Origin of the sequence: Elioraea sp. (assembly GCF_022842375.1) — a bacterium.
Classification (GTDB): domain Bacteria; phylum Pseudomonadota; class Alphaproteobacteria; order Acetobacterales; family Acetobacteraceae; genus Elioraea_A.
The window spans coordinates 45,801-60,321 of record NZ_JALHPR010000004.1; the positions used below are offsets into that span (position 1 = coordinate 45,801).

Genomic DNA, 14,521 nt, shown 5'->3' on the forward strand with positions numbered 1-14,521 from the left:
GGCAGGAAGAGGACAACCCTCTTCCTGCCGTTGATTTTTGTCGCTTGCCCCGTTTCCGGCAAGCTGTTTCGCCGCGAATTTCGGCAGTTTTTGCCACACCCTGACGGCATTTGCGCAAACCCTCATCAGCCTGCTCAAAATTGCGTCAGGCCGTGGGCTATCCTGCAGGCACCCAGCCGAATCCGGCCGTCAGCCAGCCTCGAGCGCGCGGAAACTGATCAGGTCGGATTCGATCACCGCCCAGATCCCGAGCCAGATGATGCCTGCCACCACCGTGGTGGCGACCGCCTTGCGCAGCAGCAGCGGCCGTTCCGGCGCGCCGCGGAAATGCTCAGGGTTCTCGGGGTCGGCGACGGGCCGCGTCCAGAATGGCAGCACGGCGAACAGCGTGAGCCACCACACCAGCGCATAGACGATGAGACCGGTGAACCAATTCATGACCCCACCCCCTCACACACGCAGCACATGCACCGACACCATCGGCCGCTTCTGAGGCGCGGCGCGGCGAACGGCACTCCGTAGCGCCGACATCGCCGCCTCGCGCACCTGGTCGTCATCGCGCAGCGCGCCGTGCGACAGGCCCGCGACGGCGGCACCAAGCTCGCGCACCAGCGTTCCCCTGCCCGCCTCCTCCTCGCTGAACAGGCCGGGGGCAGAGACCACGGGATCACCCACCACGCGACCGGCGCGGTCGAGCGCGAGCGAGGCGACGACCAGCCCGCTGTCGAGCATCCGCCGACGCTCGGCGAGCACGGGTCCATCGGCCGGGATCAGCCGCGACCCATCGACCGCGAGCCTGCCGGAGGGAACGCTCTCGATCACCTCGGGCGTGCCGGGGGAGAGGCGCAGCATGTCGCCATCCTCGATCAGGTGCGGCACGGCCCCCATCTCGCGGGCGAGCGCCGCATGCTCGCTCATGTGCCGCCACTCCCCATGAACGGGCACCGCGTGTTTCGGCTTCACCATGCGATAGAGGCGGCGGAGCTCGTCGCGCGCCGGATGGCCCGACACATGCACCATGTGGTCGGCATCCGTCATCACCGTCACGCCGCGGCGGGCGAGCGCATCCTGCACCATCAGGATGCCGCGCTCGTTCCCCGGAATGACGCGCGAGGAGTAGATCACCGTGTCGCCCTCGCCGAGCGCGACATTGGGATGCGTATCGGCCGAGATGCGCGACAGCGCGCTGCGCGGCTCACCCTGGCTGCCGGCGCAGATGAAGACGATGCTGTCATCCGGAAGGTAGCCTGCCTCCTCCTCATCGACGAAGCCGGGGATGCTGCTCAGATACCCCGTCTCGCGCGCCGCAGCCGCCATGTTGCGGAGCGACCGGCCGACGAGCGCGACGCTCCGCCCCGACGCGTGGGCAGCGAGCGCGATGCTCTCGATCCGCGCGATGTTGGAGGAGAAGCAGGTGAAGGCGACGCGCCCGCGCAAGCCGCGCACCAGCGCGGCGAGGTTGCGGCGCACATCGGCTTCCGAGCCGGAATGGCCCTCCACCATCGCGTTGGTGCTGTCGCACACCAGCACGTCGACGCCCGATGCCCCGATCTCGGCGAGTGCTGCCTCGTCAGTCCGCGGGCCGACCAGCGGGTCGGGGTCGAGCTTCCAGTCGCCTGTGTGCAGAACGCGGCCGTGGGGCGTGGTGATGGCCACGGCCTGCGCCTCGGGCACCGAATGGGCCATCGACACGAAGCGCAGGCCGAAGGGGCCAAGCGTGAGGCTGCTGCCGGGCGCGTACTCGATCAGCTTCACCTGCGAGACGAGGCCACGCTCGGCCAGCTTGCGGCGCAGCACGGCGGCGGCGAAGGGCGTTGCGTAGACCGGGCATTCGAGCTGCGGCCAGAGCCAGGCGACCGCGCCGACATGGTCCTCGTGTGCATGGGTGATGACGAGGCCGACGAGATCCGCCCGCCGCTCGGCGATGAACACCGGGTCGGGCACCATGATGTCGACATCGGGCCTGGCACTCTCGGCGAAGCCAAGGCCGCAATCGATGGCAAGCCACGCACCGTCGCAGCCATAAAGGTTGAGGTTCATGCCGATCTCGCCCGTGCCGCCGAGCGGCAGGAAGACAAGACCGTCGGGGCCGGTCCGCGTCACGAGGCCGGGGCGCGGCAGATCGGGGCGCATCAGGAGGCCGGCCGGTTTCGGTCAGCCAGCAGCACGAGGCCATCCAGCGTCAGGTCAGGGTCGAGATGCTCGATCGCTGCCGTGCCGTCGGCGAACAGCGGCGCGAGCCCGCCCGTCGCGATCAGCTTCATGCGTTCGCCGAGCTCCGCCTCGATGCGCTTGGCCAATCCCTCGATCAAGCCGACATACCCCCAGTAGATGCCCGCCTGCATGGCGGGAACAGTTGAACGCCCGATCACGGCCTGCGGGCGCGAAATCGCCACGCGCGGCAGCTGTGCCGCCGCCCTGTGCAGCGCCTCGAGCGAGAGGTTGATGCCAGGGGCGATGATGCCGCCGAGATAGGCGCCGTCGCGGCTCACCACATCGAATGTGGTGGCTGTTCCGAAATCCACCACGGCCAGCGGCCCCTTGTAGCGCGCATGGGCGGCAAGCGCATTCACAAGCCGGTCGGCGCCGACCTCGTTCGGATTGTCGACCAGCACGGGGAATCCCCAGTCGAGCCCCGCGGCGCGGGCGACCAGCGGGTCCTGCCCAAACCACACCTTGCACAGGTTGCGCAGGTTATAGAGCGCCGCGGGCACCACGCATGCGATGGCCGCACGGCTGATATCGGTGCGCGCGAGGCCAGCCCAGCTCATCAGCTGCGTCAGCCACACGGCATACTCATCGGCCGTGCGGTTGGCTTGCGTGGCGAGCCGCCAGCGGCCGCGCCAGGACGTGCCGTCCCACACGGCGAAGACGATGTTCGTGTTGCCCGCGTCGATCGCCAGCAGCATGGGCTCAGACCTCCGCGAAAACCTCGCCGGCGACCACGCGGCGCGTGCCGGCATCGGTGGCGAGCAGGAGCGCGCCGTCATGGTCGATCCCGGCGAAGCGGCCGGCAAGCCTTCCCGACGCGGCGTTGACCGCGAGCGCCGTGCCGGGCGCGATGGCACGCGCCGACCAGGCAGCGATGATCGCCGCCATCCCGCCCCCGGCCAGCAGCGCCAGCCGCGCGGCGAAGGCAGCGGCCAGGCGATCGGCCACCATGCCGGGGTCAGCCGCGGTGGCGCCAAGCGCGGGCAGCGACGTCACGGGGCGGTCGAGCCCGTCAGGGTGGTGGGCGAGATTGAGGCCGATGCCGGCGACGAGCCAGGACCGGCCCGCCTGTGTCGTGCCGCCCTCCGTCAGGATGCCGCCGAGCTTGGCAGCGCCCACCAGCAGGTCGTTCGGCCATTTGAGCGCGAGGCGGTGCGGCGGGGGAACGAGGCCCGCGATCGCATCATGGGCCGCGAGGCCCGAGAGCAGCGCTGCCGCCCCGCCGCGAAGCGCGTCATCGGGCGGAAGGAGGATGGAGCAGAACAGGTTGCCGCGCGGCGAGTGCCAGACCCGCCCACTCCGACCACGCCCCTGCGTCTGTTCCCGGGCCAGAACGACGAGGCCTGGTGGCTCACCGGCCTCGGCCGCGGCGATGGCACGGTCATTCGTGCTCGTCAGGCTCTCGTGCCGCTCGACCCGCCAGCGTGCGGGGGCGATCGACGTCATCCGCCGACGAGGGAGCGTGCAGCAGCCGAGGCGGCGGCGACCAGCGGTGCTGGCAGGAGCGCGAACAGCGCCGTCGCGGACCCGGTCGCGGCAACGACGACGGAGAGAGCAGCGGGCCGTGCATCGAACGGCGCGTCGCCGGCATCGAAGTACATCACCTTCACGATGCGCAGGTAGTAGAAGGCCGACACGACCGAGGCGAGGACGCCGAGGATGGCGAGCGGCCAGAGCCCGGCATTCACCGCGGCGACGAACACGTAGAGCTTGCCGAAGAACCCGGCGAGCGGCGGGATGCCGGCCATCGAGAACATGAACACCGCCATCGCCAGCGCCAGCATCGGCGAGGTGCGGGCGAGGCCGGCCAGATCCTCGATCCGCTCGCGCGCGATGCCCTGCCGGCGCATCGCGACGATGCAGGCGAAGGCACCGGCGTTCATGACGACATAGATCGCCATGTAGACGAGCACCCCGCGCACCCCGGCATGGTCGCCGGCCGCAAGCCCGATCAGCGCGTAGCCGACATGGCCGATCGAGGAATAGGCCATCAGCCGCTTGATGTTGGTCTGCCCGATCGCTGCGAAGGCGCCGACGATCATCGAGCCCGCGCTGATCAGCACGATGATCTGCCGCCACTGCTCGATCGCGGGGCCGAAGGGGCCGGTCATCACGCGGAGGAACAGCGCGAGTGCCGCGACCTTGGGGGCGATCGAGAAGAACGCCGTCACCGGTGTCGGTGCGCCCTCGTACACATCCGGCGTCCACATGTGGAACGGCACGGCGGAGACCTTGAACGCAAGCCCCGCTGCGATGAAGCAAAGGCCGACGATGAGGCCGATCGGCGCAGGCCCCGCCGTGAGCGCCTCGGCGATGCCGACGAACCGCGTCGTGCCCGCGAAGCCGTAGGTGAGCGACGCGCCGTAGAGCAGCATGCCCGAGGCGAGAGCGCCCAGCATGAAGTACTTGAGGCCTGCCTCGGTCGAGCGCAGGTCATCACGCGCGAAGGACGCGGCAACGTAGAGCGCAAGCGATGACAGCTCGAGCCCGACATAGAGGCTCATCAGGTCGTTCGCGCTGACCATCATCATCATGCCGAGCGTCGCGAACAGGATGATCACGGGATACTCGAAACGGGCCAGCCCCTCGCGCTCATGCCAGTCGAGCGCGAGAACGAGGCTGAGTGCCGCGGCGAGCAGAACGAGCACCTTGGCGAAGACCGCGAAGGCATCGACCACGAACAGGCCGTTCAGCCCGACACCCGCCTCGCCCGAGAGAACGAGCACGGCGATGCCGAGCAGCGTGGCGAGTGCGAGCATCGACACCGTGTTCCACGCATCGCGGCGGGCGAACACGCCGACCATCAGCGCGGCCATTCCTGCGCAGGCCAGCACCAGCTCGGGCAGCGCGATCATCCAGTTCAAGGCGGCAACCATGGCTCAGAGCCCCGCGAGCTGGCGCGTCGCCGCGAGCGCCGCGTGATGCTGCGCGATCATCCGCGCGACGGACTGGTCGAAAAACACAGTGAAACTCGACGGGTAGATGCCCATCCAGAGGGTGAGCACGACGAGCGGAGCGAACACGGCCACCTCGCGTGGCGAAAGATCGGCCAGGCCCTTCAGGTTCTGTTTCGTCAGCGCGCCGAAGATCACACGGCGATAGAGGAACAGCATGTAGCCGGCACCGAGCACCATGCCAGAGGCGGCGAGCAGGGCCAGCAGCTTGCTCACCTGCCACGCGCCCATGATCGCCAGGAACTCGCCGACGAAGCCCGACGTTCCGGGAAGCCCGACCGAGGCCATGGTGAACAGCATGAACAGGATCGCGTAGCGCGGCATGGTGCCGGCAAGCCCGCCATAGGCATCGATCTCGCGCGTGTGCATCCGGTCATAGATGACGCCGACGCAGAGGAACAGCGCGCCCGAGACGATGCCGTGCGAGAGCATCTGGAAGATCGCGCCCTCGATGCCCTGCTGGTTCATCGTGAACAGCCCGAGCGTAACGATCCCCATATGCGCGACCGAGGAGTAGGCGATCAGCTTCTTGATGTCGGTCTGCGCAAGTGCCACGAGCGAGGTGTAGACGATCGCGATGGCCGACAGCGCGAAGATGAAGGGTGCGAGTGCGGCGGTGGCATCGGGGAGCAGCGGGATGGAGAAGCGCAGGAACCCGTAGCCGCCCATCTTGAGCAGCACGCCGGCGAGGATGACCGAGCCTGCCGTCGGTGCCTCGACATGCGCGTCCGGCAGCCAGGTGTGCAGCGGCCACATCGGCACCTTCACCGCGAAGGACGCGAAGAAGGCGATGAACAGCCACGTCTGCGCCGCGGGTGCGATGCGGTGCTGCATCAGTGCCGCGATGTCGGTCGTGCCGGCATCGAGATAGATCCATATCAGCGCCAGCAGCATCAGCACGGAGCCGAGCAGCGTGTAGAGGAAGAACTTGAAGGCAGCGTAGTTGCGCCGCGCCCCGCCCCATACGCCGATGATCAGGAACATCGGGATCAGCACGCCCTCGAAGAAGACGTAGAAGATCACGAAATCCAGCGCGCAGAACATGCCGACCATCATCGTCTCGAGGACGAGGAAGGCGATCATGTACTCGCGCACGCGCGTCTGAATCGACTGCCAGGAGGCAACGATGCAGAGCGGGGTCAGCAGCGTCGACAGCAGCACGAACAGCACCGACATCCCGTCGACGCCCATGTGGTAGCCGATGCCAAGCCCGTCGAGCCAGGCGGCGTTCTCGGTAAACTGGAAGCCCGCACTGTCGGTGTCGAAGCGGAACCAGAGGATCAGTGACAGGGCAAAGACGATCGCGCTGGTCCAGAGAGCGGTCCAGCGCGCGTTCTGCGCCACCGTGCGCTCATCGCCCTGCACGGACGCAATGATCGCCGCACCGACGAGCGGCAGGAAGGTGAGGAGGCTGAGCAGCGGAAAACCGAGCGCGTTCATCAAAGGCGCCCCGTTGCGAACAGCGTCACCAGCACGACGATGCCGATCATCATGGCGAAGGCGTAATGGTAGACCATCCCGGTCTGGAGCTTGACGACCTTGCCCGCCGTTGCCTTTGCCGCGGCAGCGATGCCATCGGGGCCGAACCCGTCGATCACCGCGCCATCGCCACCCTTCCAGAGAGCGCGCCCGATGATGAGCGAGGGGCGGACGAACACCGCGTCATACAGTTCGTCGAAGTACCACTTGTTCAGCAGGAACCGGTGCACGCCCTGGAACTGCGCCGCGAGGCGGCCGGGAATGCCAGGGGCGAGCATGTAGAACACATACGCCGTGGCGATGCCCGAGGCCCCCATCACGACGGGCAGGAGCTTGACCCACAGCGGCGCGTGGTGCGCGTTTTCGAGCGCATCGTTGCCCGGCGCGATGACGATCGAGGCCTGCCAGAAATCCTTCCAATGGTGGCCGACGAAGGGCTCGTAGAACACCGCGCCGGCGAACACCGCGCCGATCGCCAGCAGCACGAGCGGCAGGATCATCACCAACGGGCTCTCGTGCACATGCTCCATCACGTGATGGTCGGCCCGCGGCGCGCCGTGGAAGGTCAGGATCAGCAGGCGCCACGAGTAGAAGGCCGTGAGGAAGGCAGCGACCAGGCCGCAGACGAACGCGTAGTTGCCCACCGCGCTGTGCGCGCCCCAGGCCGCCTCAAGCACCATGTCCTTCGAGTAGAAGCCCGAGAAGAACGGCACGCCGGCAAGGGCGAGGTTGCCGATCCACATCAGCGTGTAGGTGGCGGGGATCTTCTTCCAGATGCCGCCCATCCGGCGGATGTCCTGCTCGTCGCTCATCGCGTGGATCACGCTGCCGGCGCCGAGGAACAGCAGCGCCTTGAAGAAGGCATGCGTGAAGAGGTGGAAGATCGCGGCAGGGTATGCCGAGACGCCGGCGGCGAAGAACATGTAGCCGAGCTGGCTGCACGTCGAATACGCGATCACGCGCTTGATGTCGTTCTGCACGCAGCCGATGGTCGCTGCGAACAGCGCGGTCGAGGCGCCGACGATGGTAACGACCGAGAGTGCGACGGGCGCCAGCTCGAACAGCGGGCTCATCCGCGCGACGAGGAACACGCCCGCCGTCACCATCGTCGCTGCATGGATCAGCGCCGAGACGGGCGTCGGCCCCTCCATCGCGTCAGGCAGCCAGGTGTGCAGGCCGAGCTGTGCGGACTTGCCCATGGCGCCGATGAACAGCAGCACGGCGCAGAGCTCGACCGCCCTCACCTCGCCGCCGAACAGGCTCACCGTCGTCGTCCCCTGCGCGCCGAGGGCGGCGAAGATCGCATCGAAGCCGACGCTGTCGGTCAGCACGAACACGCCGGCGATACCCAGCGCGAAGCCGACGTCACCGACGCGGTTGACGATGAAGGCCTTCATCGCCGCGCGGTTCGCACTCTCGCGCTCGTACCAGTAGCCGATGAGGAGATAGGAGGCGAGGCCGACGCCCTCCCACCCGAAGAAGAGCTGGATGAGGTTGTCGGCCGTCACCAGCATCAGCATCGCGAAGGTGAACAGCGAGAGATACGCCATGAACCGCGGCACCGTGCGGTCATGGCTCATGTAGCCGACGGAGTAGATGTGGATCAGCGTGGCGATGAACGTCACCATCCCGACCATCACGGCTGAGAGCGTATCGAACCGCAGCGCCCAGGACGCCTCGAAGCTGCCGCTGTCGATCCAGGTGCCGAGAACGATCGTGCGCGCATTGCCGCCGAAGGCGACGTCGAAGAACAGCGTCACGCCACAGAGGGTCGCGAGCGTCATGAACCCGATCGTGACGAGCTGCGCGCCACGGTCGCCCAACGCGCGGCCGAAGAACCCGGCGATGATCGCGCCGACCAAGGGGGAGAAGACGGCTCCGGCTTCGATCACGGCCCGCTCACCCCTTCATCACGTTGATGTCCTCGACCGCGATTGAGCCGCGGTTCCGGAAGTAGACGACAACGATGGCAAGCCCGATCGCCGCTTCCGCCGCCGCCACGGTGAGGATGAACATCACGAAGATCTGGCCCGTCAGGTCGCCGAGATGGGCGCTGAACGCAACGAGGTTGATGTTGACCGCGAGCAGCAGCAGCTCGATCGACATCAGGATGACGATGACGTTCTTGCGGTTGAGGAAGATGCCGAAGATGCCCAGCGAGAACAGGATCGCGGCGACGGTGAGGTAGTGGCCAAGCCCGACGGCGAGCATCAGTGGTGCCCTCCGCCGTGGCTGGTGTGAGCAGGCTCCGGTGGCTTGGGCGATTCCGGCTTCGCCACCTCTGGCTTCGGGGGCACCGTCATGCCCTGGCCCGACGGCACGCTGATCATGTCGAGCGTGTCGCGGCGGGAGCGGTCGATCTGCCGCGTCACATCCTGCCGCTTCGTGCCGGGGCGGTCGCGCAGTGTCAGCACGATCGCGCCGATCATCGCGACGAGCAGCACCAGGCCCGCTGCCTGGAAGAGATAGATGTAGTCGGTGTAGATCACACGGCCGAGCGCCTGTGTGTTCGTCACCCCCTCGGGGATCGGCGCCGCCAGCAGCCGCGGCGCCTCGGGAGACACCGTCCACGCGAGCCCGACAATGAGCAGTTCCGCGAGCAGGACGACGCCGATCGCACCGCCGACGGGCAGGTAGCGCACGAAGCCCGAGCGCATCTCGGCGAAGTTCACGTCGAGCATCATGACGACGAACAGGAACAGCACCGCGACCGCGCCGACGTAGACGATGACGAGGATGAGTGCCAGGAACTCGGCGCCGGCGAGCAGGAAAAGGCCCGCTGCATTGAAGAACGCGAGGATGAGGAACAACACCGCGTGCACGGGGTTGCGCGAGGTGACGACCATCGCCGCCGAGGTCACGAGCACCGCGGCGAAGGCGTAGAAGGCGAGGGCTGCGATCACCGCCTGGCCTTCACCGGTAGGGTGCATCGGCGGCGAGCCGCGAGGCGATCTCTGCCTCCCAGCGGTCACCGTTCGCGAGCAGCCGGTCCTTGTTGTAGAGCAGTTCCTCGCGCGTCTCGGTCGAGAACTCGAAGTTCGGCCCTTCAACGATCGCATCGACCGGGCAGGCCTCCTCGCAGAGGCCGCAATAGATGCACTTGGTCATGTCGATGTCGTAGCGGGTGGTGCGCCGCGAGCCGTCGTCACGCGGTTCGGCCTCGATCGTGATCGCCTGCGCCGGGCACACCGCCTCGCACAGCTTGCAGGCGATGCAGCGCTCCTCCCCGTTGGGGTAGCGGCGCAGCGCATGCTCGCCCTTGAAGCGGGGGCTGATGGGCCCCTTCTCGTAGGGATAGTTGATCGTGACCTTGGGTTTGAAGAAGTAGCGCAGCGTCAGCGCCATGCCCGAGACGAGCTCGGACAGAAAGAAGCCGCGCATCGTGCGGTCCATCACGCCCATCGTTCGCTCCTTCCTCGTCGCGCGCTTCCTAGCCCCGCGCGCGCCATGCCGCAACCGCTCATCACGCTTCCCCGCCCCTACGCCTGTCCGGGAAGCCAGCCGAAGGCCATCAGCACCGCCGCGGTCAGAACGACCCAGAGCAGCGAGAAGGGCAGGAACACCTTCCAGCCGAGCCGCATCAACTGGTCATACCGATAGCGGGGGAAGGTCGCGCGCACCCACAGGAACACGAAAAGGCAGAGGCAGATCTTGAGCACGAACCAGATCGGCCCGGGCAGCCACGTGAAGGGCGCGATGTCGAACGGCGGCAGCCATCCGCCGAGGAACAGGATGGTCGTCATCGCACTCATCAGGATCATGTTCGCGTATTCGCCGAGGAAGAACAGCGCGAAGCTCATCGAGCTGTATTCGACGAAGAAGCCGGCGACGATCTCGCTCTCGCCCTCGGGCAGGTCGAACGGCGCGCGATTCGTCTCGGCGAGAGCCGAGATGAAGAACACCACGAACATCGGGAACAGCGGGATCGCGAACCACAGGCCCTGCTGCGCCATCACCACCTCCGAGAGGTTCAGCGAGCCGACGCAGAGCAGCACGGTGATGATGACGAAGCCGATCGAGACCTCGTAGCTGACCATCTGCGCGGCCGAGCGCAGCGCGCCCAGGAACGCGTATTTCGAGTTCGACGCCCAGCCCGCAATGATGATGCCGTACACGCCGAGCGAGGAGATGGCGAACAGGTAGAGCACGCCGACATTGATGTCGGCCAGCACCAGCCCCTCGCCGAACGGGATCACCGCCCAGGCGATCAGCGCGAGCGCAAACGTCAGCATTGGTGCCATGAGGAACAGGACACGGTTCGACCCTGTTGGGACGATCGTCTCCTTCATCATCAGCTTGATCGCGTCGGCGAAGGGCTGGAACAGCCCGAAGGGGCCGACGATGTTGGGCCCTCGGCGGAGCTGCATCGCCGCCAGCACCTTGCGCTCGGCATAGGTGAGGTAGGCAACGCCGATCAGCACCGGAACCATGATCACGAGGATGGCGCCGACTGTGAACACCAGCGTGCCGAAGGGTGTGGCGAAGAAGGACTGCATCGTCGTCTACTCCGCCGCCACGGCAGATGTGGGCGCGACAGAGGCCGCGCAGGCCGCCATGGTCGGCGAGGCCCGGCCGATCGCATCGGTGCGGTAGTAGTCCGTCACTGGTGCCGCGAAGGCCTCGGTGCCGAGCATGCGCGGGTCGCCTGACGGCCCGCCCTGGTCAATGCAGCCGCCGCCGAGCGGCGCATCGAGCCGCCCGGCCCCCAAAGCCTCGGCGCGCGCACGCACGCCGGCGATGTCGCCGTAGGGCAGCGCATGGCCGAGAGCGGCCGAGGCGGCACGGATGATCGCCCAGTCCTCCCGCGCCTCGCCAGGCGGGAACACCGCGCGCGCGGCGCGCTGCACGCGGCCCTCGGTGCTCACCCAGGTGCCATCCTTCTCGACATACGCCGCACCAGGCAGGATCACATCGGCCCGCTTCGCCCCCGCATCGCCATGGTGGCCTTGGTAGACGACGAAGGCGCGGCCAAGGCGGTCCATCGGGATCTCGTCGGCGCCAAGGAGCCACACGAGGTCGATCTCGCCGTTCCCGGCGCCGGCGAGGATGCCGTCACGGTCGCGCCCACCGCCATGCGGCAGGAAGCCGATGTCGAGCGCACCAACGCGGCCGGCGGCCATGTGGAGCATGTTGAACCCATGCCACGCGGCCCCGAGGGCACCGATCTCGCGCGCGATCGTCCAGGCCGCCGCGAGCACTGCGGCACCATCGGGCCTGGCGATCGCGCCCTGGCCGATGATCACCATCGGGTGCGAGGCCCCCTTCAGCGCCTCGAGGAACGGGCTCGAGCCATCGAGGAGCGCTGCAAGCGCAGCCGGCCCGTCGCCGAGATGCGCGTACGGGTACGTGAGATCAGCCCCCTCGCCCACCAAGCCGATGGGGAAGCGGCCGGCGAGCGAACGCTTGCGCAGCCGCGCGTTCAGCACCGCGGCCTCGCGCCGCGGGTTGGTGCCGATCAGCAGCGCGGCGTCGGCCTGCTCGATGCCGGCGATCGTGGTGTTGAACAGGTAGAAATCGCGCCGCGACGCATCGATCCGCGCGCCATCCTGCCGGCAATCGATGTTGCCGGAGCCGAGCGCCGCCATCAGGTCGCGCAGGGCTGCCATGGCTTCGACATCGACCATGTCGCCGGCCAGTGCCGCGATCCTGTCGCCGGCCAGCCCCTTGGTGCGGGCGGCGATCGCGGCGAAGGCCTCGTTCCAGCTCGCGGGGCGAAGCTTGCCCCCTTCCCTGATCCAGGGCTTGTCGAGGCGCCGTCTCGTCAGCCCGTCATTGCTGAAGCGCGTCTTGTCGCTGATCCACTCCTCGTTCACCGCCTCGTTCAGCCTCGGCAGGATGCGGAGCACCTGCGGCCCGCGGCTGTCGATGCGGATGTTCGACCCCACCGCATCCGTCGCGTCGATGCCGTCGGTGCGCGAGAGCTCCCAGGGCCGGGCGACGAAGGCGTAGGGCTTGGAGGTGAGCGCGCCGACGGGGCAGAGATCGATCATGTTGCCCGAGAGCTCGGACGTCAGCGCATGTTCCACATACGTGCCGATCTCCATCGCCTCGCCACGGCCCGTCGCACCGAGCTCGGCGACACCGGCCACTTCGGTGGCGAAACGGACGCAGCGCGTGCAGTGGATGCAGCGCGTCATCGCCGTCTTGATCAGGGGCCCGAGGTTCTTGTCCTTGACCGCGCGCTTGTTCTCCTCGTAGCGCGAGTGGTCGAACCCGTAGCCGACGGCCTGGTCCTGCAGGTCGCATTCGCCGCCCTGGTCGCAGATCGGGCAGTCGAGCGGGTGGTTGATCAGCAGGAACTCCATCACCCCGCGGCGGGCGGCCTTCACGCCCGGCGTGTCGGTGTGGATCACCATGTTGTCGGCGACCGGATAGGCGCAGGACGCGATGGGCTTCGGCGCCTTCTCGAGCTCGACCAGGCACATCCGGCAATTGCCGGCGATGGAGAGCCGCTCGTGATAGCAGAAGCGCGGGATCTCCTTCCCCGCCGCCTCGCACGCCTGCAGCACCGTGGTGCCCGCCGGCACCTCGACCTCGATCCCATCGACCGTCAGCTTCGGCATCGTTGCTACTCCGCGGCGATCGGCAGGGGCCGCGCCGTGCGGGCTGCCTTGTAGGCAGCAATCCGTTCTTCCATCAGCGGGCGGAAATGGCGGATCAGCCCCTGGATGGGCCAGGCGGCGGCATCGCCAAGCGCGCAGATCGTGTGGCCCTCGACCTGGCGCGTCACCTGCTCGAGCACCGCGATCTCCTCGACCTCGGCACGGCCCTGCACCATGCGTTCCATCACCCGCCACATCCAGCCCGTGCCCTCGCGGCAGGGCGTGCACTGGCCGCAGCTCTCGACCTTGTAGAACTTCGACAGCCGCGCGATCGCGGCGATCACGTCGGTCGAGCGGTCCATCACGATCACCGCGGCCGTTCCGAGGCCGGAGCGAACCTCGCGCAGGCTGTCGAAATCCATCAGCACCGTGTCGCAGGTGGCCTTGGGCAGCAGCGGCACGGAGGAGCCACCCGGGATGATGGCGAGCAGGTTGTCCCAGCCGCCACGCACACCGCCGGCATAGCGCTCGATCAGTTCCTTGAGCGGAATGCCGAGCTCCTCCTCCACGTTGCAGGGCCTGTTCACGTGGCCGGAGATGCAGAAGATCTTGGTGCCCGTGTTCTTCGGCCGCCCGAGGCCCGCGAACCAGCCGGCACCGCGGCGGAGGATGGTCGGCACCACCGCGATGCTCTCGACGTTGTTCACCGTCGTTGGGCAACCATAGAGGCCGACGGCGGCGGGGAATGGCGGCTTCATCCGCGGCATGCCCTTCTTGCCCTCGAGGCTCTCGATCAGCGCGGTTTCCTCGCCGCAGATATACGCACCCGCGCCGCGCGAGACGTAGAGGTCGAAATCGAAGCCCGAGCCGCAGGCATTCTTCCCGAGCAGCCCCGCCTCGTAGGCCTGGTCGATCGCGGCCTGGAGGTTCTTGTACTCGGCGTGGAACTCGCCGCGGATGTAGATGTAGCCGACATGCGCGCCCATGCCGACGCCGGCGATCAGGCAGCCCTCGACCAGCTTGTGCGGATCATGCCGCAGGATGTCGCGGTCCTTGCAGGTGCCGGGCTCGCTCTCGTCGGCGTTCACGACGAGGTATGACGGCCGCCCGTCGGGCGAGGCCTTGGGCATGAACGACCATTTGAGGCCCGTCGGGAACCCTGCCCCACCGCGGCCGCGCAGGCCGGATTGCTTCAGTTCCTCGACGATCCAGTCACGCCCCTTGGCAATCAGCGCGGCGGTGTTGTCCCAGTCGCCACGCGCGCGGGCACCTTCGAGGCCCCAGTCATGGATGCCGTAGAGGTTGGTGAAGATGCGGTCACGGTCATGCAGCACG

The 14,521-nt window shown here is 67.7% G+C and carries 13 protein-coding genes; all 13 read right to left on the reverse strand.

Going from position 1 to position 14,521, the window contains the following annotated elements:
- Window positions 1-189: 189 nt before the first annotated feature.
- Window positions 190-438 (reverse strand): DUF1467 family protein, encoded by a 249-nt coding sequence (locus Q0C38_RS05085; RefSeq protein ID WP_291295984.1) that lies wholly within the window; start codon window positions 436-438, stop codon window positions 190-192.
- Between the two features lie 12 nt (window positions 439-450).
- A complete protein-coding gene (locus Q0C38_RS05090) occupies window positions 451-2,133 on the reverse strand; it encodes a ribonuclease J (RefSeq protein WP_291295985.1) in 1,683 nt (560 codons plus the stop codon).
- Window positions 2,133-2,909 (reverse strand): type III pantothenate kinase, encoded by a 777-nt coding sequence (locus Q0C38_RS05095; RefSeq protein ID WP_291295986.1) that lies wholly within the window; start codon window positions 2,907-2,909, stop codon window positions 2,133-2,135. The genes Q0C38_RS05090 and Q0C38_RS05095 overlap by 1 nt, the downstream gene beginning before the upstream one ends.
- Before the next feature lie 4 nt (window positions 2,910-2,913).
- The gene (locus Q0C38_RS05100) at window positions 2,914-3,657 is read right to left on the reverse strand and encodes a biotin--[acetyl-CoA-carboxylase] ligase (RefSeq protein WP_291295987.1); all 744 of its coding nucleotides are present in this window, start codon (window positions 3,655-3,657) and stop codon (window positions 2,914-2,916) included.
- Entirely contained in the window at window positions 3,654-5,087 is a 1,434-nt protein-coding gene (gene nuoN / locus Q0C38_RS05105) for an NADH-quinone oxidoreductase subunit NuoN (protein ID WP_291295988.1), read from the reverse strand. The genes Q0C38_RS05100 and nuoN overlap by 4 nt, the downstream gene beginning before the upstream one ends.
- 3 nt (window positions 5,088-5,090) lie before the next feature.
- Window positions 5,091-6,605: an NADH-quinone oxidoreductase subunit M gene (locus tag Q0C38_RS05110; protein WP_291295989.1), complete on the reverse strand. Its 1,515-nt coding sequence runs from the start codon at window positions 6,603-6,605 to the stop codon at window positions 5,091-5,093.
- Complete coding sequence (gene nuoL, locus Q0C38_RS05115) at window positions 6,605-8,533, reverse strand: NADH-quinone oxidoreductase subunit L (RefSeq protein WP_291296173.1); 1,929 nt, start codon at window positions 8,531-8,533, stop codon at window positions 6,605-6,607. The genes Q0C38_RS05110 and nuoL overlap by 1 nt, the downstream gene beginning before the upstream one ends.
- Before the next feature lie 10 nt (window positions 8,534-8,543).
- Entirely contained in the window at window positions 8,544-8,855 is a 312-nt protein-coding gene (nuoK, locus tag Q0C38_RS05120; protein WP_291295990.1) for an NADH-quinone oxidoreductase subunit NuoK, read from the reverse strand.
- Window positions 8,855-9,574: an NADH-quinone oxidoreductase subunit J gene (locus Q0C38_RS05125; RefSeq protein ID WP_291295991.1), complete on the reverse strand. Its 720-nt coding sequence runs from the start codon at window positions 9,572-9,574 to the stop codon at window positions 8,855-8,857. The genes nuoK and Q0C38_RS05125 overlap by 1 nt, the downstream gene beginning before the upstream one ends.
- Window positions 9,558-10,046, reverse strand: a complete 489-nt coding sequence (gene nuoI, locus Q0C38_RS05130; RefSeq protein ID WP_291295992.1) for an NADH-quinone oxidoreductase subunit NuoI — start codon at window positions 10,044-10,046, stop codon at window positions 9,558-9,560. Before nuoI ends, Q0C38_RS05125 begins: the two co-directional genes overlap by 17 nt.
- 77 nt (window positions 10,047-10,123) lie before the next feature.
- On the reverse strand, window positions 10,124-11,140 hold the full coding sequence (gene nuoH / locus Q0C38_RS05135; RefSeq protein ID WP_291295993.1) for an NADH-quinone oxidoreductase subunit NuoH: 1,017 nt from the start codon (window positions 11,138-11,140) through the stop codon (window positions 10,124-10,126).
- A 6-nt stretch (window positions 11,141-11,146) separates the two neighbouring features.
- Complete coding sequence (nuoG, locus tag Q0C38_RS05140; protein WP_291295994.1) at window positions 11,147-13,207, reverse strand: NADH-quinone oxidoreductase subunit NuoG; 2,061 nt, start codon at window positions 13,205-13,207, stop codon at window positions 11,147-11,149.
- Between the two features lie 5 nt (window positions 13,208-13,212).
- The gene (nuoF, locus tag Q0C38_RS05145; RefSeq protein ID WP_291295995.1) at window positions 13,213-14,520 is read right to left on the reverse strand and encodes an NADH-quinone oxidoreductase subunit NuoF; all 1,308 of its coding nucleotides are present in this window, start codon (window positions 14,518-14,520) and stop codon (window positions 13,213-13,215) included.
- Window position 14,521 lies beyond the last annotated feature (1 nt).

Bases quoted from the DNA above. Each gene is read 5' to 3' on its own strand.
- Q0C38_RS05100 (WP_291295987.1), bottom strand. From the start codon at position 3,657: ATGACGTCGATCGCCCCCGCACGCTGGCGGGTCGAGCGGCACGAGAGC.
- nuoG (WP_291295994.1), bottom strand. From the start codon at position 13,207: ATGCCGAAGCTGACGGTCGATGGGATCGAGGTCGAGGTGCCGGCGGGC.
- nuoK (WP_291295990.1), bottom strand. From the start codon at position 8,855: ATGCTCGCCGTCGGGCTTGGCCACTACCTCACCGTCGCCGCGATCCTG.
- nuoI (WP_291295992.1), bottom strand. From the start codon at position 10,046: ATGGGCGTGATGGACCGCACGATGCGCGGCTTCTTTCTGTCCGAGCTC.
- Q0C38_RS05110 (WP_291295989.1), bottom strand. From the start codon at position 6,605: ATGAACGCGCTCGGTTTTCCGCTGCTCAGCCTCCTCACCTTCCTGCCG.
- nuoN (WP_291295988.1), bottom strand. From the start codon at position 5,087: ATGGTTGCCGCCTTGAACTGGATGATCGCGCTGCCCGAGCTGGTGCTG.
- nuoH (WP_291295993.1), bottom strand. From the start codon at position 11,140: ATGCAGTCCTTCTTCGCCACACCCTTCGGCACGCTGGTGTTCACAGTC.
- Q0C38_RS05090 (WP_291295985.1), bottom strand. From the start codon at position 2,133: ATGCGCCCCGATCTGCCGCGCCCCGGCCTCGTGACGCGGACCGGCCCC.
- Q0C38_RS05095 (WP_291295986.1), bottom strand. From the start codon at position 2,909: ATGCTGCTGGCGATCGACGCGGGCAACACGAACATCGTCTTCGCCGTG.
- Q0C38_RS05125 (WP_291295991.1), bottom strand. From the start codon at position 9,574: ATGCACCCTACCGGTGAAGGCCAGGCGGTGATCGCAGCCCTCGCCTTC.
- Q0C38_RS05085 (WP_291295984.1), bottom strand. From the start codon at position 438: ATGAATTGGTTCACCGGTCTCATCGTCTATGCGCTGGTGTGGTGGCTC.